Here is a 24,771-nt window from a genome sequence, read left to right as displayed (position 1 = left end):
GACACCAGTGTGCTGAACCACAACACCTGTTGCTGGACCTGTGCGCTCTCGTTGATCAGTTGCGTGACAAAGCGCGACTCACCGCCCTCACACCATAGTTCTGCCGCCTGCCCGCCAAAGTTGAGCACTGGCAGCTTGCGTTTGGGGTCGGCCTTGCCCAACGCTCGCCATTTGCGCTGACTGCCGCGCAGGGCCTCATCGGCTGACGCGTGAAACGGAGGGTTACACAGGCTGAGGTCGAAACGGTCTTCTTTGTTCAGTACGTCCAGCAGGATCAGTTTGCGGTTGTTCTGCTGACGCAGGCTGATGGCTTTGCCAAGGTTGTTCGACTTGATGATCGCTGTGGCCGAGGCGAGCGCAATGCTGTCGATGTCGGTACCGAGAAACCGCCAGCCGTACTCGCTATGACCAATCAGCGGATATACGCAGTTGGCGCCGGTGCCGACGTCCAGCGCAGCGACCGAGGCACCACGCGGGATTACGCCTTCGTTGTGGCTGGCCAGCAGATCGGCGAGAAAGTGCAGGTAATCCGCGCGGCCAGGGATCGGCGGGCACAGATAATCAGCGGGAATGTCCCAATGAGCGATGCCGTAGAACGACTTCAACAGCGCACGGTTAAACACCCGAACCGCTGCCGGGTTGGCGAAGTCGATGCTTTCCTTGCCATACGGATTAATCACGACGAACTTGCCCAGCTCGGGACTGCTCTTGATCAGCTTGGGGAAGTCGTAATGGCCTTGATGGCGATTGCGCGGATGCAGGCTGGCCTTTTCGCGCGGTTCGACAGGTTTTGCCGGTTGAGCGGGTTTGGGCTTCTTGCGCGGTGGTTTGGGCGGAATTTGATTTGTCATGGAAATCCGGTTTTACGGTGTGCGCAGCTCTTGCGTGATAAAAAAGGGAGGCCGTTGCAGGCCTCCCTTTTTAATCGATTGCCAGGTTTACAAACTGGCAATCCGAGCATGTTGCTCGGCCAGCTTGCCCAATGCCTGTTCGGCTTCAGTGAGCTTGGCGCGTTCTTTGGCGATGACTTCAGGCGGCGCCTTGTCGACGAATGCTGCATTGGACAACTTGCCGCCCACACGCTGAACTTCGCCTTGCAGTCGCAGGATCTCCTTGTCCAGACGCGCCAGTTCGGCACCTTTGTCGATCAGCCCGGCCATTGGCACCAGCACTTCCATCTCACCCACCAGCGCGGTGGCGGACAGCGGCGCTTCGGCACCATTGGCCAGAATCGTGATTGATTCCAGCTTCGCCAGTTTTTTCAGTAGCGCATCGTTTTCAGTCAGGCGGCGTTGGTCTTCGGCGGTCACGTTTTTCAGAAACAGCGTCAGCGGTTTGCCTGGGCCGATGTTCATCTCGCCACGAATGTTACGCACGCCGAGCATCAGGCCCTTGAGCCACTCGATGTCGTCTTCGGCGCCTTGGTCGATGCGCGCCTCGTTCGCTACCGGCCATGGCTGCAGCATGATGGTCTTGCCGGTTACACCTGCCAGCGGCGCGAGGCGCTGCCAGATTTCTTCGGTAATGAATGGCATGAACGGATGCGCCAGGCGCAGCGCCACTTCCAGTACGCGAACCAGCGTGCGACGGGTGCCGCGCTGGCGCTCTATCGGTGCGTTTTCGTCCCACAGCACAGGCTTGGACAGCTCCAGGTACCAGTCGCAGTACTGGTTCCAGATGAACTCGTACAGCGCTTGGGCTGCGAGGTCGAAACGGAACTGATCCAGTTGCCGGGTGACTTCGGCTTCGGTGCGTTGCAGTTGCGAGATGATCCAGCGATCAGCCAGCGACAGCTCGACTGCTTCGCCGTTCTGGCCGCAGTCTTCGCCTTTGTCCAGCACGTAGCGTGCTGCGTTCCAGATCTTGTTGCAGAAGTTGCGATAGCCTTCGACGCGGCCCATGTCGAACTTGATGTCGCGACCGGTAGATGCCAGCGAACAGAAGGTGAAGCGCAGCGCATCGGTGCCGTAGCTTGCAATGCCGTCGGCGAATTCGTCGCGGGTCTGCTTCTCGATCTTCTTCGCCAGTTTGGGCTGCATCATGCCAGAGGTGCGCTTGGCGACCAGCGCTTCGAGCTCGATGCCGTCAATGATGTCCAGCGGGTCCAGGACGTTGCCCTTGGACTTGGACATCTTTTGACCTTGGCCGTCGCGCACCAAACCATGCACATAGACCGTCTTGAACGGCACTTGCGGCGTGCCGTCATCGTTCTTCACCAGATGCATGGTGAGCATGATCATCCGGGCGACCCAGAAGAAGATGATATCGAAGCCGGTAACCAGCACGTCGGTGGGGTGGAAGGTCTCCAGCGCTTTGGTTTTTTCCGGCCAGCCGAGCGTGGAGAAGGTCCACAGGCCCGAGCTGAACCAGGTGTCGAGTACGTCGTTGTCCTGTTGCAGCGCAATCTCGGGGCCAAGGTTGTGCTTGGCACGGACTTCGGCTTCGTCGCGGCCGACATAGACCTTGCCGGATTCGTCGTACCACGCCGGAATGCGATGGCCCCACCACAGTTGGCGGCTGATGCACCAATCCTGGATGTCGCGCATCCACGAGAAGTACATGTTTTCGTACTGCTTGGGCACGAAAGCGATGCGGCCGTCTTCGACAGCAGCAATCGCGGGCTCAGCCAGCGGCTTGGTGGAGACGTACCATTGGTCGGTCAACCATGGCTCGATGATGGTGCCAGAGCGATCGCCCTTTGGCACTTTCAGCGCATGGTCGTCGACGCTGACCAACAGGCCCGCAGCTTCGAAGGCCGCAACGATTTGCTTGCGCGCTTCGAAACGGTCCAGCCCCGCATATTGAGCGGGCAGGGTGCCGTCGACGGTTTCATTCAGTGTGCCGTCCAGGTTGAACACCTGGGCAGCAGGCAGAACGGCAGCGTTCTTGTCGAAAATATTCAACAGCGGCAGGTTGTGGCGCTTGCCGACTTCGTAGTCGTTGAAATCGTGAGCCGGGGTGATTTTCACGCAGCCGGTGCCGAACTCAGGGTCGCAATAGTCGTCGGCAATGATCGGAATGCGACGCCCAACCAGCGGTAGCTCGACGAATTTGCCGATCAGGGCTTTGTAACGCTCGTCAGTCGGGTTCACTGCGACGGCGGCATCGCCAAGCATGGTTTCCGGGCGGGTGGTGGCAACGATCAGGTAATCCAGGCCGTCTGCGGTTTTTGCGCCGTCAGCCAGCGGATAACGCAAGTTCCACAGGTGGCCTTTCTCGTCGTGGTTTTCTACTTCAAGGTCGGAAATGGCGGTGTGCAGCTTGGTGTCCCAATTGACCAGGCGCTTGCCTCGGTAAATCAGGCCGTCTTCGTGCAGGCGCACAAAAGCTTCTTTAACCGCCTCGGACAGACCGTCGTCCATGGTGAAGCGCTCGCGGCTCCAGTCGACGGACGAGCCCAGGCGACGAATCTGACGGCTGATGTTGCCGCCTGACTGATCCTTCCACTCCCAGACTTTTTCGAGAAATTTCTCGCGACCCAGGTCGTGGCGGTTCAGGCCTTGTGCCTCGATCTGACGCTCCACCAGCATTTGTGTGGCGATACCGGCGTGGTCGGTGCCCGGCTGCCACAAGGTATTGCGACCCTGCATACGGCGAAAGCGGATCAGGGCGTCCATGATCGCGTTATTGAAGCCGTGCCCCATGTGCAGGCTGCCAGTGACGTTTGGCGGCGGAATCATGATGGTGTACGAGTCGCCCGCGCCTTGCGGAGCGAAGTAATTCTCGGACTCCCACGTCTGGTACCAGGAAGTTTCGATGGTGTGCGGCTGGTAGGTCTTGTCCATGCGGGGCGGGAACCTAATTGGCTTTAATTCGGGAAAGCCGGCAAGTATAGCTTTTCAACGCAGCTGCAAGCTACAAGCGACAAGCTGCAAGCAATGTGCAGCACATTGCCTTCTTGTGGCTTGCAGCTTGAGGCTGGTAACTGCTTTTAGTTTTGATACTGGCTTAAAAGCCTCTCCATTCGTGCATCCAGGCGGCGTTTGATCTCGTTCTCGATGTGCGGGGCGAAGTCATCGATCACGTCTTGCATGATCAACTGCGCGGCGGCGCGCAGCTCGCTGTCCAAGTGCAGGAGTGCATCCGGATTGGCTGTCGTGGCGGGTTCTGCTGCTTGCGGCTCGGGCTGGGTAGCCGCCACCGGTTCGGGAGTCAGCGTCGGGATGTCTTCTTCGTCAGGCTGTTCGTTGTCGGCAGGAACAGCTTTGACACTCACTACATCGAATAGCAGGGGGATCTGGCTTTCGCTGTTGACCGTATCGGTGAGCAGTGGCGGTTGCGCAGAATCATCGCCGAGCAGTTGGCGGATTGACTCAAGGTCGTCCAGCAATTGCGCGGGGGCTTTCGGGTTTTTTGAATTGTCCATCGTGTGCTCAAAGACGCTGCAGTCGGTGATCTTGCAGAGGATAGCCCTGTTCACGGTAGAAGCGGAAACTCTCTCGTGCGGCTAGTTTAATGGCCGGATCTTGCACCACGATTTCAGCCACGCGGGTGAAACGCTTGAAGAACTCGGGGATGCGCAGGTCGAGATTGACCAACAGATCTTGATGCGCGCCAGGGTCGTCGCCCAATCCCAGTGCAACCGGCGCGTCGGGGTCGTCTTCGGCGTCGCCGTGAGGCACGAATGTCTCGCCCTTGAAGCGCCACAGACGGGCGTCCAGGTCTTCGCGCTGTTGGGCATCGCTGCAATGCAGATAGATACGGTGGCCGAGGCGCCAGGCCTTGTCCGTCAGTTTGCAGGCGAAATCCAGGCGCGCTATCGGGTCGTCGCTGGGCAGGATGTAGAAATCGACTTGGGTCATGAAAGCTCCTGAGCGTAAAACGTGCCTGCCATGCTGACAGGCACGTTTCGCGATGCTTTTAGACGCCTGCGCGGTCGAGCAGGTATTGAGTCAGCAGCGGAACCGGACGGCCAGTGGCGCCTTTCTCTTTACCGCCGCTCAACCAGGCAGTACCGGCGATGTCCAGGTGCGCCCACTCGTAGGCTTTGGTGAAGCGCGACAGGAAGCAGGCGGCGGTGATGGTGCCGCCTTTCGGGCCACCGATGTTAGCGATGTCGGCGAACGGGCTGTCCAGTTGCTCTTGGTATTCATCGAACAGCGGCAGTTGCCAGGCGCGGTCGTCGGCACGTTTACCGGCGTCCAGCAGTTGACTGATCAGACCATCATTGTTGCCCAGCAGGCCCGACGTATGACCGCCCAACGCAACGACACACGCGCCGGTCAGTGTGGCGATATCGATCACCGCTTGTGGCTTGAAGCGCTCGGCGTAAGTCAGCGCGTCGCACAGCACCAGACGGCCTTCGGCGTCGGTGTTGAGGATTTCTACCGTCTGGCCGCTCATGGTCTTGACGATGTCGCCCGGACGCGTCGCGGTACCACTCGGCATGTTTTCGGCGCAGGCCAGGATGCACACCAGATTGATCGGCAATTGCAGTTCGAGAACAGCGCGCAGCGTACCGAACACACTGGCGGCGCCGCACATGTCGAACTTCATCTCATCCATCCCGGCAGCGGGCTTGATGCTGATGCCGCCGGTGTCAAAGGTGATGCCTTTACCTACCAATACGAACGGTTTGTCGGCTTTTTTACCGCCGGCGTAGTTCATCACGATCAGACGCGCAGGCTGTGCGCTACCCTGGGCCACCGCCAGGAAAGAGCCCATGCCCAGTTCAGCGATTTTCTTCTCGTCGAGGACGTCGACCTTCAGGTTCTTGAATGCCTTGCCCAGCGCTTTGGCTTCTTCACCCAAGTAGGTCGGGTGGCACAGGTTTGGCGGCATATTGCCCAGGTCGCGTGTGAACGCCATGCCTTTAGCGATTGCTTGGGCATGCGCTGCGGCGCGTTCGACGTCAGCCACGTTGACCTTGTCGGTCAGCAAGGTGACTTTCTTCAGTGCGCGAGGGTCGGCTTTCTGGCTCTTGAAACGGTCGAACACATATTCGCCGTCGGCCAGGGTTTCGACCAACAGGCGGTTTTTGCCGTACGTGTCGCGATTTTTGACGATCAAGTGGTCCAGAGCGAAGGTCGCGTCGGTGCCGCCCAAGCCTTTAAGCGTCGACAGCACGGCGCTGATGATTTTGCGAAATTGACGGTCGGTCAGCTCGGCCTCTTTACCCGTGCCAACCAGCAGAACTCGCTCCGCCTTGAGGTTTGGCAGGCTGTGCAGGAGCAGGCTCTGGCCGACTTTGCCTGCCAGATCACCACGCTTGAGAACGGCGCTGATTGCACCGCCGCTGAGGGTATCGACATTTTTTGCGGCATCGCTGAGCGCGCGGCCTTCGCCAACGGCCACTATCAGCGTGGCGGTTTTCAAGGTTTCTGGGCTGACGCTTTTAACAACCAATTCCATGTCGGGGTCCCCGAATAAACTGTGGGTTATCGCAAAAATGACTGCGCATCGTGGCAAGGGTAAAAGTGTCTTGGATCGCCATGCCAGCGGTAAGGCCCGCAGTTTGACCCTGCCAGAGGATGGATGACAACCCCGTTAATACGCTCGTATCCGCGCTATATGAGAAGTATCCGGCGCGCGCAGTGACAGACACACCCAATCACAGGATAATGCCGCATATTTTTTGGGTCGTTCGCAGCAGCGGGCGCCCTGGCTAATCCATTTCCTTGTCAGGCTGCCTGAGCGTGACAACCCTGGAGTGTCTGGTTTGATTGTCTTTCGTTACTTGTCCCGAGAAGTGCTGGTCACCTTGAGCGCTGTGAGCGCCGTGTTGTTGGTGATCATCATGAGCGGGCGCTTTATCAAATACCTGGCCCAAGCGGCTTCCGGCGCGCTCGATCCTGGCGTGCTGTTTCTGATCATGGGCTTCCGTCTGCCGGGCTTCATGCAGTTGATTTTGCCGCTCGGGCTGTTTTTGGGGATTTTGCTGGCATACGGCCGCTTGTACCTGGAAAGCGAGATGACCGTTCTGGCGGCCACGGGCATGAGCCAGCAACGTCTGCTATGGATTACCCTGGCACCGGCGGCGCTGATTTCGCTGCTGGTGGCCTGGCTGAGCTTCAGCCTTGCGCCACAGGGCGCTACGCAGTTTTCCCTGCTGATCAACAAGCAGGATGCGATGACCGAATTCGATACGCTGGTGCCGGGGCGTTTTCAGGCATTGCGCGACGGTACACGGGTGACCTACACCGAGCAGATGTCTGACGACCGCATTAACCTGGGTGGAGTGTTCATCTCCGAGAAGCGCCTGTCTTCCGACGCCTCCAAGGATCGCGGGATTACTGTGTTGGTCGCCGAGAAGGGCCATCAGGAAATCAAAAACGACGGCAGCCGTTACCTGATTCTGGAAAACGGCTACCGCTATGACGGTAATCCGGGCGAGGCCAACTACCGCGCAATCAAGTACGACACCTACGGGGCGCTGCTGCCCAAGCCTGACATCAGCGACGAAATCACCGACCGCGACGCGATCCCCACCAGCGAGCTGATCACTGGCGAGGATTCACCGCGCAACAAAGCCGAATTGCAGTGGCGTATTTCGTTGCCGATTCTGGTGTTCATCGTGACCTTGATGGCGGTTCCGCTGTCACGGGTCAACCCTCGTCAGGGGCGCTTCCTCAAGCTGCTGCCGGCGATTCTGCTTTATATGGCTTACCTGACCATTCTGATCGCCGCCCGTGGCGCGCTGGAAAAAGGCAAAATTCCAATGGCGCTGGGTTTGTGGTGGGTCCACGGCATATTCCTCGCGATTGGCCTGGGGCTTCTCTACTGGGAACCTCTGCGTTTGAAGATGGCGAGCCGCCGCAGCGTGTCGGAGGTGGCCCATGGTTAAGCTCGATCATTACATCGGCAAGAGCGTGTTCATCGCGATCCTTGCTGTGTTGGGCATCATCCTCGGGCTGGCCTCGCTGTTTGCCTTCATCGATGAAATGGCCGACATCAGTGATACCTATACCTTTTGGGATGCAGGCAGTTTCGTCATCATGACGGCCCCGCGCCGTCTTTACGACATGCTGCCGATGGCGGCACTGATCGGTTGCCTGATCGGCCTCGGCGGTCTGGCCAGCAGCAGTGAACTGACCATCATGCGTGCCGCCGGTGTGTCCATCGGTCGTATCGTGTGGGCGGTCATGAAACCCATGCTGGTGTTGATGGTTGCCGGCCTGTTGATTGGCGAGTACGTCGCGCCGGTCACCGAGAGCCAGGCCCAGGCGGCGCGTTCCCTGGCACAGGGCAGCGGTGATGCGCAGAGCGCGCGACATGGCTTGTGGCACCGTCAGGGCGAAGAATTCATCCACATCAACACCGTTCAACCTGATGGTCTGTTGTACGGCGTGACGCGCTACCGCTTCGACGATCAGCGTCATATGCAGACCGCAAGCTTCGCCAAGCAGGCGAACTTCAAGACCGATTACTGGCTGCTTAAAGACGTCACCACGACGGTCTTCCACGGTGATCGCACCGAGGTCGTCAACACGCCGGAAGAACGCTGGAACGTGGCACTTAGCCCGCAGTTGTTGAGCACGGTGGTGTTGCCACCCGAATCACTGTCAATGACCGGTTTGTGGGGCTACGCGCACTATCTTGCGGATCAAGGACTGAACAATGGTCGTTACTGGCTGGCGTTCTGGACCAAAATCCTGCAGCCGCTGGTGACTGTCGCGCTGGTATTGATGGCCATTTCCTTCATCTTCGGGCCGCTGCGCTCAGTGACCCTGGGACAACGGGTATTTACCGGCGTGCTGGTGGGCTTTACCTTCCGTATCGCCCAGGACCTGCTTGGTCCATCGAGCCTGGTGTTTGGCTTCTCGCCACTGTTTGCGGTACTGGTTCCTGCCGGGATATGCGCGCTGGCAGGGGTTTGGTTGCTGCGCCGAGCGGGCTAAGCTCCGGCCTTAATGAAAAAGCCGACGCTGCGTCGGCTTTTTCTTGACCGTAGAATCGAATTCCTTCGCGAGAGGCGTGCCTGATACACCGCCTGGACCGCTTCGCCAACAAGTTGGCTCCTACAGATCCGGGTTACATGCGGTCAGCGGTCTTCACATCATTTCTTCTGCTTTGGGATCCGCACCAGTTGGCTGTTGGAATACAGGTCATGCCAACTGCGCTTTTGCTTGTCGATCAGGCTCCAAAAAAAACCGAGTCCAACACACAGCCAAGATGCAATCGCCACCACAAAACGCAGCAGTGCCTGCCACAGGCTGATGCCGGTGCCGTCGGCATTTTGCACGCGAATCCCCCAAACTTGCATGCCCAGTGTCTGCCCGGCGTGGGTCCAGAATTTGGCGAAGAAGCCGAACAGGACAAACAACAGAATCGTTGAGAGCAAAGGGTCGCCGTCCAGCGAGCCCGCTTCGGACATCGCTCGCAGTTTTGCTTCGCCGACAAACCCCATCCAGATCAGCTTATAGATGAAAGTGGTCACCATCAGCAGCGCGACGCACAGCAGCAAGTCATAGAACATCGCCGCCAGACGACGGCCTAGTCCCGCAGCAGGGAAGTCGCCTTGAGGGCGAAGCAGGTGTTTTGGCATGAAGGGACGCTCGTTCGCAGGGAAGCCTGCATGTTACAAAATTGCAGGCATAAAAAAGCCCCTGATGTGTCATCAGGGGCTTTCTCGCTTGCTGCTATTTAAGCTTCAGCGATGACTTCATCAGCCTGCATGCCTTTCTGGCCTTGCACGGCGACGAAAGTCACTTTCTGGCCTTCTTTCAGGCTTTTGAAACCGTTGCCTTGAATTGCGCGGAAGTGGACGAACAGATCCGGACCGCTCTCTGGAGTGATAAAACCAAAACCCTTCTCGTCGTTAAACCACTTAACGGTGCCGCTCTGACGTGTAGACATTTTCTTATTTCCTTGAAGCTTAAATTAATGACAGCCTCCTTCGCACGAAGAGAGTACTGGGCTGGTTGCAGGAAGTAAGAAACGTAGAGCGGGATGTAGCATTGCTTCGCGCTACTGCCCCAGGTCACGGTCCCAAGCGACCTATGCAAACACAGTCCAGAAACTCTACGCCAACTGTTACAGAAAAAACAAGCCCCCGCGTAACCCCGGTTTCAGGAGGTTTTTCAAGTTTTTCGAAAACTTTAACCGGTTGTGGAAGATCGATAGTTTTTCCATTATCAGGTCTTGTGTATGTGCATTTTTTTGACAGTTTGAATGCAGTTTAAAAACGCCCAGTGATGCAGCAGCCAGACAGTTTATGCACTGTTTTGGCTGCTTGTTTTTTGACGCAACTATCAGCCACGGAAGTAACGCTGTGCAACGAAGGGCATTTTGCTAACTTTCATCAGTACTTGCTTACCGCGTACGATTGCCCAGACCTGTGTATCTACTGCCGCAAATGCACTATCGATATAACCCATCGCCAGCGGGCCGCCCAATGTGGGCCCGAAGCCGCCACTGCAGACAGTGCCAATGATTTTGCCGTTGGCATCGACAATCTCGGCGCCTTCACGTACTGGCGTGCGCTCTTGTGGCAATAGACCGACACGCTTGCGGGCGACGCCTGCTTGTTGTTGGGCGAAAATCTGTTCAGCCCCAGGGAAACCACCCGCGCGTGCGCCATCGGCACGCCGAACCTTGGAGATCGCCCACAGCAGGCTGGCTTCAATGGGCGTGGTGTCGGTGTTCATGTCATGGCCATACAGGCACAGGCCAGCTTCCAGACGCAGCGAATCACGTGCGCCGAGGCCAATCGGTGCTACTTCAGGCTCAGCGAGCAGACGGCGCGCCAGCGATTCGGCCTGATCGGCCGGCACCGAGATTTCATAGCCGTCTTCACCTGTGTAGCCCGAGCGGCTGACATAGCAATCGATGCCGTCGATGCTGGCACGGGCGAATTGCATGAAGGTCATCTTTGCCACGTCCGGCGCCAGGCGCGCCAGTGCGGTAACTGCCTGCGGGCCTTGCAGGGCAAGCAGGGCGCGCTCTTCGAACAGCGGCTTGATGTCGCACTGGCTAGCGATGTACTTCTGCAGGTGCGCCAGGTCTTCATTTTTGCAGGCGGCGTTGACCACCAACATCAGTTGATCGTTGCCCAAATTGGCGACCATCAGGTCATCGAGGATGCCGCCGCTGTCGTTGGTGAACATCGCATAGCGCTGCATGCCCACGGGCAGGTCGATGATGTCGACCGGAACCAGGCTTTCCAGTGCTTTGGCGGCGCCAGCGCCGCTCAATAGAATCTGACCCATGTGGGAAACATCGAACAGGCCGGCTTGCTCGCGGGTGTGCAGGTGTTCTTTCATCACTCCCGCAGGATATTGCACGGGCATGTCGTAACCGGCGAATGGCACCATTTTGGCGCCCAGTTCGCGGTGCAAAGCGTGAAGCGGTGTTTTCAACAGTTCGGTAGACATAAAAGGCTCCTGGGATTTGTGTTGGGCACCGACCCAAATCGATGCCGGAAATAGGGCTGTATTAGCACTCGATAATGTTCACGGCCAGCCCGCCACGGGCTGTTTCCTTGTACTTGCTTTTCATGTCTGCGCCGGTCTGGCGCATCGTGCGGATCACTTTGTCCAGCGAGACGAAGTGCTGACCGTCGCCGCGCAGGGCCATGCGTACGGCATTGATGGCCTTTACCGAACCCATTGCGTTGCGCTCGATACAGGGCACCTGCACCAACCCGCCAATGGGATCGCAGGTCAGGCCAAGATTGTGTTCCATGCCAATTTCGGCGGCGTTTTCTACCTGATCGACGTTCCCGCCCAAGACTTCGCACAAGGCGCCAGCGGCCATTGAACACGCTACGCCGACTTCGCCTTGGCAACCGACTTCGGCGCCCGAGATCGAGGCGTTTTCCTTGTACAAAATGCCAATGGCCGCCGCGGTCAGCAGAAATCGCACGACGCCGTCTTCGTTGGCGCCGGTGATGAAGCGCATGTAGTAATGCAGCACCGCAGGGATGATCCCCGCCGCACCATTGGTGGGGGCCGTGACCACACGTCCACCGTTGGCGTTTTCTTCGTTGACCGCCAGCGCGTATAGATTGACCCAGTCGAGCACCGAGAGCGCATCGCGCAGTGCTGCTTCCGGGTGCTTGCACAGTTGTCGATACAGCGCCGCCGCACGCCGTTTGACCTTCAGACCGCCCGGCAAAATGCCTTCGTTACGGCACCCGGCTTCCACGCAGTCCTGCATCACCCGCCAGATATGCAGCAGTCCTTGGCGGGTCTCGGCTTCAGGCCGCCATACTGCTTCGTTGGCGAGCATTACCTGGCTGATAGACAGCCCGCTGGCAGTGCAGTGGGCCATGAGCTCTTTGGCGGTCTTGAAGGGATAAACCAGCGGTGTTTTGTCTTCGACGATGCGATCTGCGCCAGCTGCATCCTCATCGACCACGAAGCCGCCACCCACCGAGTAGTACTCACGGCTGCGAACTTGTAGCCCTGATGCGTCGAAGGCACGGAAAATCATGCCGTTGGGATGGTAGGCCAGGGGCTTGCGGATCATTGCCAGGTGATGTTTCTCGATGAACTCAATGCTGTGCTCACCGAGCAGGTTGAGGTGTTCGCTGCTGCGGATCTGTTGCAGTCGTGCAGCGATGGTCTCGGTGTCCACAGTATCTGGATGCTCACCCTCAAGGCCAAGCAATACGGCTTTGTCACTGCCGTGGCCTTTGCCGGTGGCGCCGAGCGAGCCGTAGAGTTCGACTTTGACGCAGGTGATGGAGTCAAGCAGGTCATCGCGACGCAAGCCTTCGGCAAATCGTGCCGCCGCCCGCATCGGGCCCACCGTGTGGGAACTGGAGGGCCCAATGCCAATCTTGAACAAGTCGAACACGCTCAGGGACATGGTGTACTCCGGGGTTTTTGTTGTTATGAGCCCTCTCGCCAACACATTGGCGCCTACAGAGAATGCGATCCCCTGTAGGAGCCAACGTGTTGGCGAGGCGTTAACGCCTATTCAAATCAAGCGTCCTGATAGCTCTCGACGGATGGGCAGGCGCAGACCAGATTACGGTCGCCGAACACGTTGTCGACACGACCCACCGGGGGCCAGTATTTGCCGTCGATCAACGAAGCAACCGGGTACACCGCTTGCTCGCGGCTGTAAGGATGGCTCCATTCGCCGACCAGCTCGGCAGCCGTGTGCGGTGCGTTTTTCAGTGGGTTGTCTTCTTTGTCCAACGCGCCGCTTTCAACTGCACGAATCTCTTCGCGGATCTTGATCATGGCGTCGCAGAAGCGATCCAGCTCCTCCCGAGATTCACTTTCGGTTGGCTCAATCATCAACGTACCTGCCACCGGGAATGACATGGTTGGCGCATGGAAACCGAAATCGATCAGGCGTTTGGCGACGTCATCGACGCTGATACCGCTGCTGTCCTTGAGCGGGCGCAGATCGAGAATGCACTCATGCGCCACCAGCCCGCTGGTGCCGGAATACAGCACGGGGTAGTGCTCTTCCAGGCGACGGGAAATGTAGTTGGCGTTGAGAATCGCCAGTTGCGAAGCACGCTTGAGGCCTTCGCCGCCCATCATGCGGATGTACATCCAGGTGATCGGCAGGATGCTGGCGCTGCCGAATGGCGCTGCGCAGACCGCGCCCTCCTTGCGTTCCATCTGGCCGTGACCAGGCAAAAATGGCGCCAGGTGCGATTTCACACCGATAGGACCAACGCCTGGGCCGCCACCGCCGTGAGGAATACAGAAGGTTTTGTGCAGGTTCAGGTGCGACACGTCGCCGCCGAACTTGCCGGGTGCGCAGAGGCCGACCATGGCGTTCATGTTGGCGCCGTCGATGTACACCTGACCGCCGTTGTCGTGGACGATGCTGCAAATTTCGCGGATACCTTCCTCGAACACACCGTGGGTGGATGGGTAAGTGATCATCAGTGCGGCGAGATGATCGCGGTGCTCGATGGCCTTGGCGCGCAAATCTTCGATGTCGACGTTGCCGCGAGCATCGCAAGCGGTCACGACCACGCGCATGCCTGCCATGTTCGCGGTGGCTGGGTTGGTGCCGTGGGCCGATGACGGAATCAAGCAGATATCGCGACGGTCATCGCCACGGCTCTTGTGGTACGCGCGAATCGCCAGCAAACCTGCGTATTCACCTTGTGAGCCGGCGTTCGGTTGCAGCGAAATTGCGTCGTAACCGGTGGCCGAGCACAGCATCGCTTCCAGTTCATTGGTCAGTTGCTGATAACCGGCGCTCTGCTCGGCAGGCGCGAACGGGTGCAGGTTGCCGAATTCTGCCCAGGTGATCGGGATCATCTCGCTGGCGGCATTGAGCTTCATGGTGCAAGAGCCCAGCGGGATCATGGTGCGATCCAGTGCCAGGTCCTTGTCGGCCAACCGGCGCAGGTAACGCATCAGCTCGGTTTCGGAGTGATAACGGTTGAACACCGGGTGGCTGAGGATCGGCGATTGACGCAGCAACTCTGCGGGCAGACGCGATTCAACAGTGCTGGCCAGGGCGGCGAAGTCCGGCAGGGTCTGACCATCAGCGGCGAACAGTTTCCATAGCACTTGGATGTCGGCATGCTGGGTGGTTTCATCCAGCGACAGGCCCAGACGCTGAGCATCAACTTCGCGCAGGTTGATCTGCTGCGCGCGTGCTTTGGCGTGCAGCTCGGCGGTCTTGGCGCCAGTGTGGATCGTCACGCTGTCGAAGAAGAACGCTTGTTCGATATTCAGACCCAGTTGGCTCAGGCCTTTGGCGAAGATCGCGGTCAGGTGATGCACGCGGTTGGCGATGCGGGTCAGGCCAGCCGGGCCGTGGTAGACGGCGTACATGCTGGCGATGTTGGCGAGCAGCACCTGCGCGGTGCAGATGTTGCTGGTGGCCTTCTCGCGACGGATGTGTTGCTCGCGGGTTTGCATCGCCAGACGCAGTGCGGTTTTGCCGAAACGGTCGATCGACACGCCGACCAGACGGCCCGGCATGTCACGCTTGTAGGCATCTCGGGTAGAGAAATAAGCCGCATGCGGGCCGCCAAAGCCAAGTGGCACGCCGAAGCGTTGCGCGCTACCGATGGCCACATCAGCGCCGAACTCGCCCGGAGGCGTCAGCAGCGTCAAGGCCAGCAGATCGGCTGCGACCGCAACCAAGGCGTTGGCTGCATGGAAACGTTCGACCAGCTCACGATAGTTGAACAGATCGCCGTTGCTCGCCGGGTATTGCAGCAGCGCGCCGAAGAAACTGCTGAGGTCGGTCAGCTCGCTCTCGTCGGCCACCACAACGATGATGCCCAGCGGCTCGGCACGGGTACGCAGTACGTCCAGGGTTTGCGGGTGGCAGTGGCTTGAAGCAAAAAACTGTTGGCTGCTTTTGTTCTTGCTCAGGCGTTTGCAGAAGGTCATCGCTTCAGCGGCGGCGGTCGCTTCGTCAAGCAGCGACGCGTTGGCAATCGGCAGGCCAGTGAGGTCGCTGATCAGTGTCTGAAAGTTCAACAGCGCTTCCAGGCGGCCTTGAGAGATTTCCGGCTGATAAGGCGTGTAAGCGGTGTACCAAGCCGGGTTCTCCAGCAGGTTGCGCAGGATCGGCGCAGGCGTGTGAGTGCCGTAGTAGCCCTGACCGATGAAGGTCTTGAATAGCTGGTTTTTGCTGGCGATGGCTTTGATCGCCGCCAGTGCATCGGCTTCGCTCTGACCTGCGGGCAGATCCAGCACGCTGGTGCCTTTGATGGTATCGGGGATAACGCTGGCGCTCAGCTCTTCCAGGGAGGTGAAGCCCAAGGTGGCGAGCATGGCTTTTTCGTCATCGGCGCGCGGGCCGATATGACGAGCGATGAATTCGTTAGCCGTGCTCAATTCGATACGGTCAGTCATGTCGGACTCCTCAGGCTTGGGCGTTGGCTTTGATCAGGCGGTCGTAAGCGTCTTGATCCAGCAGTTGGCCAGCAGCGTTTGTATCGGCAGGGATAAAGCGGAAGAACCAGCCTTGGCCCATTGGATCTTCGTTGACCAGTTGCGGGCTGCTGTCCAGCGCCGGATTGACTTCGACAACCTCACCATTCAAAGGCATGTACACGCCGCTGGCCGCTTTGACCGATTCAACCGTAGCGGCTTCTGCGCCTTTGTCATAGGACTGCAGGTCAGGCAGTTGCACGAAAACCACATCTCCCAGGGCGTCTTGCGCAAAAGCTGTGATGCCAACGGTAATGCTGCCATCGGCTTCGGTGCGCAGCCACTCGTGATCTTCGGTAAAACGCAACTCGCTCATGAAAACTCCCCTGAATGGACAAAATGCTCGTTGAATGTAGCGAGCATGAATGGGGTAAGTGCATAGCAAGTTTGCGGCCAATATTGTGCAGGCCTTATAGATAAAGGGTTTCAGAGGGTTTTAAAGGTTAAGGCGAAGGGCGGCTGTAGCGAAATCGCTACGGATCTTGGGTATTTGAAAAGTGTTGCTGGATCAACGCCTTGCTGGCTGGAGATGTGCTGCGTTTGGAATGATATCGTTACGATGTAGTGATTTCGTTCCGGGTGGGCGCTGCGTCATGGAGCCGTTGGATCCGTCCCGCCGCCAAGCTGTCGCGCAGCAAACACGGAGCAGTTCCTACAGAAAGTCCGTTTATTCAGAGAGTTATGTTGTGTTTGAGAAGAGGGCGCTTGCCCGCGATTACGCCTTGCCGGGAATCCCATACTTGCGCAACCGATGAGCAATCGCGGTGTGTGAGGTCTGCAGCCGCGCAGCCAGTTGCCGTGTTGAAGGGTAATGGCTGTAGAGCTTTTCGAGCAGTGACTTTTCGAAGTCTTCGACGGCCTCCTCCAGGCTGCCGATCTCGCCGTCGTTCTGCCGCGCCACTGATGTCCCTGCGATGTCCAGGTCGCCAATATCGACCAGTGTGCTTTCGCAAATCGCCGCTGCGCGAAATATCACGTTTTGTAACTGACGCACATTGCCCGGCCAGCGATTGCCCAACAAAGCAGGGTAAGTACCGGGCGCAAGGCGGCACACGGGCCTCTGAATCTGTGCGCACGCTTGCGCCATGAAATAGCGCGCGAGCAGCAGGATGTCCTGGCCGCGCTCACGCAACGGCGGCACATCCAGATTCAGCACATTCAGGCGATAAAACAGGTCTTCGCGAAAGGTCCCTTCGCTGACCATTTTCTCCAGATTGCGGTGCGTGGCGCTGAGGATGCGTACGTTGACCTGCACCTCCTTGTCGCCCCCAACGCGACGGAAGCTGCCATCGTTGAGAAAACGCAGCAGCTTGGCTTGCAGGTAAGGCGACATTTCGCCGATTTCGTCGAGGAACACCGTGCCATGGTTGGCCATCTCCATGAGCCCTGGCTTGCCGCCGCGTTGCGCGCCAGTGAACGCACCAGGGGCGTAGCCGAACAATTCGCTCTCAGCGAGGTTTTCCGGCAGCGCCGCGCAGTTCAGCGCCAGAAAGGGCGCGCTGTGACGAGCGCTGACTGCGTGGCAGGCGCGGGCAACCAATTCTTTGCCGGTGCCTGTTTCACCCTGAATCAGCAGTGGCGCGTCGAGCGCCGCGACGCGTTGTGCCCGGGCTTTCAACGTGCGAATGGCAGCTGAGTCACCCAGCAAGGCGTCGAAGCCCTCGGCGTGATCGTGATGCAGTGCCGATAGACGTTCACCGATGCGGCTGGGCAAGTACAAGGTCAGCAATGCGCCTGCATCGGTGATGGGTGTGGCATCGAGCAACAATGCTTCGCCGTTGAGCGTGACTTCGCGCAGCGGCAAGCGAAAGCCATTTTCCAGCAACGCAGTTTGCAGGCCAGGATCGGAAAACAGCGCGCCGACGGACTCACCGGCAGGTTCACGTCCACACAAGGCAATCAGCGCCGGGTTGGCTAGCAATACGCTTCCCGCGCTGTCCAGCGCCAAAACAGGGTCGGTCATGGCCGCAAGCAAGGCGTCGAGTTGCAAATGGCGGCGCTGGCCCGGAAGGATGTCGACCACCGTGACGGCTTCCACCCCACGGACCCGAAACAGCCGATCCTTTAGTTCTTCAAGCACTTCAGGGCTCAGGGTCGGGGCGTCGATGTAAACGTTGGGCGGCACCATTTCCACGGCATCAAGGTTCAGGTTGCGCCCACCGAGAATCGCCAGGACTTCCTGAGTGATGCCTACTCGGTCGATGAAACTGACGTGGATGCGCATGGGGCGGAAGAGGTCAGGCTGCAGAAGAGGGCGATTATGCCAGTAAACATGGCGCTATCTGTGGGTTCAGTTTCGGTCCTGCTGCAAACACGGACTGTTGACGCGAGACTTGCCCGTGAAAAGGTTATTCAGTTTCAGAGATTCTGTTGACTGCTCCAGCCTCTTCGCGGGTAAGCCTTGCACCAACGATTCGCATCGTCGGCTGGCCTTACTTGAAATCCTCCAGATCGACCGGATCACCTGATTTCATATCCAGCTTGTGGCGAATATCTTCGAACATGGCGTCGTACTGGCCGTGCAGGTCATGCAGGTTGGTATTTCTTGGCAGTCCGTGCTTTGCGGTGATGTGTGAAGCTTCGCTGGCGAAGTTGTAGGCTTTGTCCTTGTGCAGCTCGAATTCATCGTTGAACGCCTTGCCGTCGATTTCCCCTTCGATGAAGAAACGCATACCTGTCCCGGTTTCGGTGTTTTGGCTGAGTTCGTAACGAATATGGATGTTGTAGCTGACATCCGACGGTTGAAACGCCGAATGGGTGACATGAAGATGGCCCGGCTCGAACATGGAAATTGCTCCAGCTAAATGATGAATGTAGAAGGACAGACCTTACATCCGCCAGGGGGTTCATCAGAGACCTGAGTTCTGCGGGCAGCTCTCTGTTTGCGCGGCGGGTTCCGGTCGTGACCAGATCCACAGATTGACCAGCACCATGCCCGTTACTGCGAAGTAGATCCACCAGTTGTGGTTGAGCACCACCAGCATGATGATCGCGCACAACAGCATGGTGACCGTGGCGCTGATTTTTGCGCGGCGGGCAATGAGCTTGCCGTTGCGCCAGTTGTGCAACATCGGGCCGAACAGGCGATGGGCTTCCAGCCAGGCACTCAAGCGCGGCGAGCTTTTGGTCGCCGCCCAAGCGGCAAGCAGAATGAATTCGGTGGTGGGCAAGCCTGGAATGAAAATCGCGATAATGCCGATGGTCAGGCTGACGTACGCCAGAATGCCAAAGAGAATGCGGGACAGTTTGCTGCCGGGTGGTTTGTTGGTCATGGTCTCGGGATACGACAGGGTCAAGAGGCAATCCACGGTATTTTGTCCACGGAAGGCGCCCAGCTTACCAGTGCTGGGCGCAACATGAAGCATTTAGGCGCTGACAGGTTCCGCCGATCCGGCATAAGCGTGTTGCAGCAGGTCGTTGAAGCGCTCGAACGCCGCAATGGCCCCTTTGTCTATTTGCTGCTCTTGCTCTGCGCTGAACGGCAGGTCGTCGAGAGTGCGAATGAAGCGTTTCCACCCATCCGCCCGCCCGCCGACCGGTTCACCCAAGTGCCGTGCGCCAAAGCTGTCACTCAAATCCAACGCGACTGCGCGCTTGATCAAAAACGCGGCGCCCAGCTTCGAGCCTTCTGATACAAACAACCACCCCAGAGCTTCGGCCATGCTGGGATTGTGGAGCGCGCCGGCGAGCGGCTCGGGAACTGGCGTTTGCAGGTCATTCAGGTCGGCTTTGGCCTGTTCGGCACGGCAGCGTTGCGCCAAATCAGGAATGAGTTGAATCAGTTGCGCATCGTTGTACAGGGTTTTCAGTTCGTCCTGAAACAGGTACTGAGCCGCGAGAAATCGCGTGTAGCTGCCCCGTGTTTCGAACGGTGCGTTGGCTTTCACGGCTTTATCCAGTCGCTCGTGGGGCGCATGGGTGATCTGGTTCAGGCGCTGGGAGCGAAGGGCCGGGCTTGGGGTTTCCTGGGACATTTTTCTTCCTTGCGGTATGTAAGCGCTGACGTTGACAGTTATCTATTAGTCAGACGGGTGAGTTCTGCACGAACACAGAAAAATGCGCCGCCGTCGGTCGGCGACGCGGTACGTCTAACTAGATGTTCCACACGACATTGACGCCGAAATTGCGGCCCGGCTGGGTCAAGCGGTCAAGATTGGCGGGGCTGATAACTGCCGCTTCTCCCGTACCGTCGAAACCACGTACGTCATCCCAGCGCCAGTACTTCTTGTCGGTGAGGTTGTAGATGCCGGTGTTGACGGTGAGGTCGTCGGTCACTTTGTAGTAAGCCGTCAGGTCCAGAATTCCGGCACCGGGGGTCTTGAAGTGGCTGGAGGCCCCGTCAGGTGATTTGAACGTGCTGTCATCGACCCGGGTTCTGCGTTTGATCAGTGTCCAGCTCAACAGGCCGCCGTACCGGTGTTGGTCGTAACCTAGCCCGAGGACGCCCGTCATTGGATTAATGCTGTTGATGGGGTTGCCAGTGTCGTCGTTGCGACCGCGGGCATAGGCTAGCGAACCAAGGCTGTAGAGGCCTTCTGGTGCGCCTAATGCGTCAAGGTTCAGACGACCCTTGATTTCAAGGCCGTTGATGGTGGCGCGCTTGATGTTGGACGTCTGAAAGGTGGTCATGTCGTAACCGGGTCTAAGGGCGTCTTCGTTGATGAAGTCCTTGTACTTGTTGTGGAACAGAGCGACATCAAACGAGCCCGAATCGAAGTTGCCACGCAATCCGGTTTCGTAGCTTTGGCTTTTCTCGGGGTCCAGATTGGGATTAGGTTCAACGACATAGTCGCCCTGAGGGCTTTCGAAACGACCGTAAAGTACCTTGGCAGAGGGGGTGCGGAACCCTTCTGCGTACTGACCATACCAAGTGTATTGGTCGCTGAGTGCGTAGGTCACGCCGAGTGAAGGCAAGAACTTGTTCCAGACCTTGTTTTTACCTGGGGCTCTGGTGGACGCTCCTTGCGAGCTTTTGTCAGCGGGTAAGCCTGCGAGGAATTTTTGGGTGATCTTTGGATCAAGTTTTGTGTAGTCATAGCGAAGACCGGGGAGGAAGGTCCAGTCATTCCAGCGGATTTCGTCCTGAGCGAATAGCGCATAGTTGGTGACCGTTGGATCGGGGAAATCGCTAGTCGGGCGCAACCGATCACTGGGGCTGTCGTCACCTACGGTTTTGCAACTGCCAAAAGCCTGCGCGCAAGTGCCGCTGCCTGAACGTTCTCCTGTGGTCTTTTGTTGCTTGAGCGTGGCGCCGTAGGTCAGTACGTGGTCGGTCTGACCGAGGGCAAACGTTTTGTCCAGTTGTGTGTCGATGACCCACTGGTTTTCCTGGTAGACCGTATCGCGTTCGCGATGGACAAGGCGCCCGGGGGTGCTGGCGGACGCTCCCGACTTTCCATGGCTTGAGGGCGGTCGGCCACCACCATGCCCGGCCATCGGTTGCCCGCCATGGCCATGATTGCTCCCCGGTTGCCCGGTCGGGCCATGAGTGCTTGCTGTCTGACCTGCGTGTTTGCTGCTAGCAGGCCGTTTGGCGCCTGGGCCATGCGTGGGCCTTTGTCCATCGCTAGGTGGAACGTTGTACAAGTCGTAAGTGTTTTGTGCAGTTTTAGCGAGCTGGTAATTGAGGCTCCACTTGATGTTGTCTGCCAGCAGGCTGTCCACCTTGAAGCGGTGTTCGAGGCCAAACCGCTCTCGGGTCACCCGGTCATTGCTGTCACGCCATTTGTACATTCCGGCACCAACACCACCACCGAACGGGCCACCAACGGCGCTGCGTTGGTCGGCATCCCGATCACTCTCATATTTTTCATACGTCAGTCCCAAACGGGAATCATCCGTATAGTTCCAGCCAATTTTTGCCAGCACATTGGTGGCGTCTACTGACTCTGGGTTGGCCCGTGTCCGAGACAAGCCAGCGCCACCGGTTTCGCCGTAGGATTTTGTTTCTCGCCCGTCACGCGTGCTCGCATGTAACAGCGCATCGAACTCGCCTTGACGGCCTGCGACGGTTGCCGATTTGAGCCAGCTACGATCGGCCGAGCTGTAACCTGTTTTCAGTCGCGCGCCAGCGGCCTGGCCGTCTTTGATGATGTCGTCCGGATCAAGTGTGAAGTAGCTGACTGCGCCGCCGATGGCGCTACTGCCGTAAAGCGAGGACGCAGGGCCACGGAGAATTTCGACACGCTTGATGATTTCCGGATCGACGTAGTTGCGATGTGATTCGGCAAACGGGCCATAGAAGAAACTGGCAGGGGTTTCGACGCCGTCAATCTGTGTGAGGACTCGATCGCCGTCGATCCCTCGAATATTGTAGCCCGTGGTTCCGGCGCGCTGACCGGCGCCGCCAACCGACACGCCGGGTTCGTAGCGGACCAGATCGCGAATGCCATTGACGTTTTGGCGATCAAGTTCGTCGCGCTCCTGCACGCTCACGGTGCTAGGTACTGATTTCACTTCTCGCTCTTGGCGCGTTGCACTGATCGTCGTGGGTTCCAATGCTATGTGTCGAGCGGCTTCGGGTTCAGGGGCATCGCCGAACGCCTGAGGCGTGGCGAGCAAGCCGGCCGAGAGAATGGAGGCGGTCAGTAATGATAAAGAATGCGAGTGCGCACCCTTGGAGAGCAGACATGAAGAGGACGAAACGGGCGTGGCGGTTTTGAATCTCGACGGCATGGATAGCGCTCTTTCTTGCGGATCGTGTTGTGACAACCGCTCCATAAATAGGAATCAGTTGCATTGGCTATGACTTAACGATCTACAAGTGGCTATCGAGTAAAAATAAATGTCGTTAGGGTGAAATGAAGGAGGGCGAGGTGTTTTACCTGGGCTTGGGTGACGAGGCGGCGTCTCTCACCGATTGCGAACTCCAAATGGCCTCGGCTTTGTCGAATGCGGCGAGGTTTGCGGGATTTTGCTCCAGCCATGCAAGGAATGCTTGCTGCTGTTGCGCTGTTGCGGTTTCCAATTCAATGAGCCACGTCAGTGCCTGATCCATGGCCGGATCGTTCAGTACTTGTTGCGCCAGCGCATAGGGTGCTTGTTTGCCGTTTTTGCTCACCGCAGGCCTCGGGTCGTTAGTTCGGTTTCGTAGAACAGGCCGTGAGTGTATCGCTTGCGATAGGACAAAACTTCCAGGAATTAGAGATATTTCCTACGTATGTCAGGCTGTTATTAATTTCGAATCCTTAAGAATCATTGAGACGCTCAGCAACGCCTACGCAAATTGCCATGATTAGCTTGAGCTCTTTTTGGACGGTACTGACGGAAACGTCCAACTGCTTGGCGATTTCCAGGTAGCTACACCCGTGCAGTCGGCTGAGGCTAAAAATGCGTTGTTGTCTGGGCGAGAGGCTGGCGATGTTGCGGTTCAGATGATCGACCAAGCGTACGGCATGGATTGCGTCGTCGAGCGATGTACTGCACGCACTGATGTTATGCAAATGGGCGGACGGTATGTTGTCGACTACCGTGCGCGCACGATTGCGATTCGCCCGCAGGTGGTCCAGTGCCAGGTTACGCGCGGTCTGAAAAACGAAAGGTTCCAAGTGGTCGATGTTGCGATCTTTCAGGACTCGATCGACGCGCAGCCAGGTCTCGTGCAGCAGGTCTTCGGCGGTGGACGGGTGGTTGACGATTCGCTGCAAGGTGCGCAGAAGAATTGTGCGTTGGGCGACAAACAGTTCATTGAGCGGCAGCTGACTCACAAGAGCACCCAGCCAAAAAAGGATGCGGATGATAATGCTTATCAACCATGTGGGCGATCAAGGAATTGTAAGTGTCAGGGTTTTGCGAGGGAGGCTGGATTTGCAGGAGCCAGCGTATCGTTGCCTAGCGTCCGTTCCCGTCGCGGCCACAACCAAACGGGAACAGACCTAGTACGTTCGTTACTGTGCGTTCGTCAACGCCAGACAGTTGTCCAGCATGCGGTTGGAGAAGCCCCATTCGTTGTCATACCAGGCCAATACTTTGAGCAGCTTGCCGCTGACTTTGGTGTGGTTGGCGTCGAAAATCGATGACAGTGGATTGTGGTTGAAGTCGTGAGAAACCAGCGGCAGGGTGTTGTAACCGAGAATTTTCGAGTGTTGGCTGGCTTCTTTCATGATCGCGTTGACTTCGTCGACGCTCGCTTCGCGCGTGAGCTGAATCGTCAAATCGACCAGCGATACGTTGATCACCGGGACGCGCACGGCCATGCCGGTGAGCTTGCCTGCCAGTTCCGGCAACACCAGGCCAACCGCTTCGGCAGCACCGGTTTTGCTCGGGATCATCGACTGCGTGGCGGAGCGCGCTCTGTAAGGGTCGGTGTGATAGACGTCGATCAGGTTTTGGTCATTGGTGTAGGCGTGAATGGTGGTCATCAAACCGCTTTCGATTCCCAGCTCTCGGTGCAGTACCTGGGCGACAGGGGCGAGGCAGTTGGTGGTGCAGGATGCGTTGGAGATGATCTGATGTGACTGGCGCAACACGTCGTGATTGACGCCATAGACCACAGTGGCATCGGCGCCTTTGCCCGGCGCCGAGATAATGACTTTTCTGGCACCGGCGGTGATGTGTGCGGCAGCCTTGCTGCGCTCGGTGAACAGGCCGGTACACTCGAACACCACGTCGATGTCTTGCGACTTCCACGGCAGCTCTGCTGGGTTGCGAATGGCGCTGACCGAAATACGGTCGCCATTGACGGTCAGGCTGTCTTTGTCGAACTCGACAGTGCCATCAAACTGACCATGAACCGTGTCGTACTTGAGCAGGTGGGCATTTATTGCGCTATCGCCCAGATCATTGACGGCGACGACTTGCAGGTCCTGACGGTAGCCTTGGGTATAGAGTGCGCGTAGGACGTTACGGCCGACTCGGCCAAAACCATTGATTGCGATGCGTACAGTCATACACCTGTCCTCACTAGATTTGTTGTTTAAATTACAAGATTATTCTCATAAAAATAGAAAACAAGCCTTTTTAA

The 24,771-nt window shown here is 57.9% G+C and carries 20 protein-coding genes and 1 pseudogene; 2 read left to right on the top strand and 19 right to left on the bottom strand.

All coding sequences use genetic code 11. The features are described 5' to 3' along the window. The 5 genes from rlmF to VGC62_RS23705 all read right to left on the bottom strand — a co-directional run. The coding region (rlmF, locus tag VGC62_RS23725) for a 23S rRNA (adenine(1618)-N(6))-methyltransferase RlmF (RefSeq protein ID WP_331189510.1) at positions 1 to 851 on the bottom strand (851 nt) is incomplete at its 3' end. An 87-nt stretch (positions 852 to 938) separates the two neighbouring features. Beyond that, complete coding sequence (locus tag VGC62_RS23720) at positions 939 to 3,785, bottom strand: valine--tRNA ligase (protein WP_331189509.1); 2,847 nt, start codon at positions 3,783 to 3,785, stop codon at positions 939 to 941. 146 nt (positions 3,786 to 3,931) lie between these two features. After that, entirely contained in the window at positions 3,932 to 4,366 is a 435-nt protein-coding gene (locus VGC62_RS23715) for a DNA polymerase III subunit chi (RefSeq protein WP_331189508.1), read from the bottom strand. A gap of 7 nt (positions 4,367 to 4,373) precedes the next feature. Beyond that, on the bottom strand, positions 4,374 to 4,802 hold the full coding sequence (locus VGC62_RS23710; RefSeq protein WP_331189507.1) for a DNA polymerase III subunit chi: 429 nt from the start codon (positions 4,800 to 4,802) through the stop codon (positions 4,374 to 4,376). A gap of 58 nt (positions 4,803 to 4,860) precedes the next feature. Continuing rightward, entirely contained in the window at positions 4,861 to 6,351 is a 1,491-nt protein-coding gene (locus VGC62_RS23705; protein ID WP_331189506.1) for a leucyl aminopeptidase, read from the bottom strand. A gap of 307 nt (positions 6,352 to 6,658) precedes the next feature. Here VGC62_RS23705 and lptF point away from each other — a divergent pair, with 307 nt between their 5' ends. After that, positions 6,659 to 7,783, top strand: a complete 1,125-nt coding sequence (gene lptF / locus VGC62_RS23700) for an LPS export ABC transporter permease LptF (RefSeq protein WP_331189505.1) — start codon at positions 6,659 to 6,661, stop codon at positions 7,781 to 7,783. After that, positions 7,776 to 8,837 carry an LPS export ABC transporter permease LptG gene (gene lptG / locus VGC62_RS23695; RefSeq protein ID WP_331189504.1) on the top strand — a complete coding sequence of 354 codons (1,062 nt, stop codon included), beginning with the start codon at positions 7,776 to 7,778 and terminating at the stop codon, positions 8,835 to 8,837. Before lptF ends, lptG begins: the two co-directional genes overlap by 8 nt. A 158-nt stretch (positions 8,838 to 8,995) precedes the next feature. Here lptG and VGC62_RS23690 read toward each other — a convergent pair whose 3' ends face one another. From VGC62_RS23690 to gap, 14 genes and pseudogenes are all read right to left on the bottom strand, one after another. After that, complete coding sequence (locus VGC62_RS23690; protein WP_331189503.1) at positions 8,996 to 9,484, bottom strand: RDD family protein; 489 nt, start codon at positions 9,482 to 9,484, stop codon at positions 8,996 to 8,998. A gap of 98 nt (positions 9,485 to 9,582) precedes the next feature. Beyond that, the gene (locus VGC62_RS23685; RefSeq protein WP_007951194.1) at positions 9,583 to 9,795 is read right to left on the bottom strand and encodes a cold-shock protein; all 213 of its coding nucleotides are present in this window, start codon (positions 9,793 to 9,795) and stop codon (positions 9,583 to 9,585) included. Between the two features lie 395 nt (positions 9,796 to 10,190). Further along, positions 10,191 to 11,312 carry a glycine cleavage system aminomethyltransferase GcvT gene (gene gcvT / locus VGC62_RS23680; protein ID WP_331189502.1) on the bottom strand — a complete coding sequence of 374 codons (1,122 nt, stop codon included), beginning with the start codon at positions 11,310 to 11,312 and terminating at the stop codon, positions 10,191 to 10,193. A gap of 61 nt (positions 11,313 to 11,373) precedes the next feature. After that, complete coding sequence (locus VGC62_RS23675) at positions 11,374 to 12,750, bottom strand: L-serine ammonia-lyase (RefSeq protein ID WP_331189501.1); 1,377 nt, start codon at positions 12,748 to 12,750, stop codon at positions 11,374 to 11,376. A 116-nt stretch (positions 12,751 to 12,866) separates the two neighbouring features. Next, positions 12,867 to 15,731: an aminomethyl-transferring glycine dehydrogenase gene (gene gcvP, locus VGC62_RS23670; protein ID WP_331189500.1), complete on the bottom strand. Its 2,865-nt coding sequence runs from the start codon at positions 15,729 to 15,731 to the stop codon at positions 12,867 to 12,869. Positions 15,732 to 15,741: 10 nt separating this feature from the next. Further along, positions 15,742 to 16,125: a glycine cleavage system protein GcvH gene (gcvH, locus tag VGC62_RS23665; RefSeq protein ID WP_331189499.1), complete on the bottom strand. Its 384-nt coding sequence runs from the start codon at positions 16,123 to 16,125 to the stop codon at positions 15,742 to 15,744. A 399-nt stretch (positions 16,126 to 16,524) separates the two neighbouring features. Beyond that, positions 16,525 to 18,033 carry a sigma-54-dependent transcriptional regulator gene (locus tag VGC62_RS23660; RefSeq protein WP_331189498.1) on the bottom strand — a complete coding sequence of 503 codons (1,509 nt, stop codon included), beginning with the start codon at positions 18,031 to 18,033 and terminating at the stop codon, positions 16,525 to 16,527. A 208-nt stretch (positions 18,034 to 18,241) separates the two neighbouring features. Further along, complete coding sequence (locus tag VGC62_RS23655) at positions 18,242 to 18,595, bottom strand: DUF5064 family protein (RefSeq protein ID WP_331189497.1); 354 nt, start codon at positions 18,593 to 18,595, stop codon at positions 18,242 to 18,244. 63 nt (positions 18,596 to 18,658) lie between these two features. Then, positions 18,659 to 19,081: a YbaN family protein gene (locus VGC62_RS23650; RefSeq protein WP_331189513.1), complete on the bottom strand. Its 423-nt coding sequence runs from the start codon at positions 19,079 to 19,081 to the stop codon at positions 18,659 to 18,661. Between the two features lie 93 nt (positions 19,082 to 19,174). After that, positions 19,175 to 19,783, bottom strand: a complete 609-nt coding sequence (locus VGC62_RS23645) for a biliverdin-producing heme oxygenase (protein ID WP_331189496.1) — start codon at positions 19,781 to 19,783, stop codon at positions 19,175 to 19,177. 118 nt (positions 19,784 to 19,901) lie between these two features. Continuing rightward, positions 19,902 to 22,301: pseudogene (locus VGC62_RS23640) on the bottom strand (TonB-dependent hemoglobin/transferrin/lactoferrin family receptor); the annotation flags it as partial. Positions 22,302 to 22,629: 328 nt separating this feature from the next. Beyond that, positions 22,630 to 22,869: a FecR/PupR family sigma factor regulator gene (locus VGC62_RS23635; protein WP_331189495.1), complete on the bottom strand. Its 240-nt coding sequence runs from the start codon at positions 22,867 to 22,869 to the stop codon at positions 22,630 to 22,632. A gap of 127 nt (positions 22,870 to 22,996) precedes the next feature. Beyond that, entirely contained in the window at positions 22,997 to 23,515 is a 519-nt protein-coding gene (locus tag VGC62_RS23630; RefSeq protein ID WP_331189494.1) for an RNA polymerase sigma factor, read from the bottom strand. 180 nt (positions 23,516 to 23,695) lie between these two features. Next, positions 23,696 to 24,697, bottom strand: coding sequence for a type I glyceraldehyde-3-phosphate dehydrogenase (gap, locus tag VGC62_RS23625; RefSeq protein WP_331189493.1), 1,002 nt, complete (start codon positions 24,695 to 24,697; stop codon positions 23,696 to 23,698). Between the last annotated feature and the right edge of the window lie 74 nt (positions 24,698 to 24,771).

Origin of the sequence: Pseudomonas sp. (genome assembly GCF_036404235.1) — a bacterium.
In the GTDB taxonomy this organism is placed as follows: Bacteria; Pseudomonadota; Gammaproteobacteria; order Pseudomonadales; family Pseudomonadaceae; genus Aquipseudomonas.
This window is presented reverse-complemented; position numbering and strand designations above follow the sequence as displayed.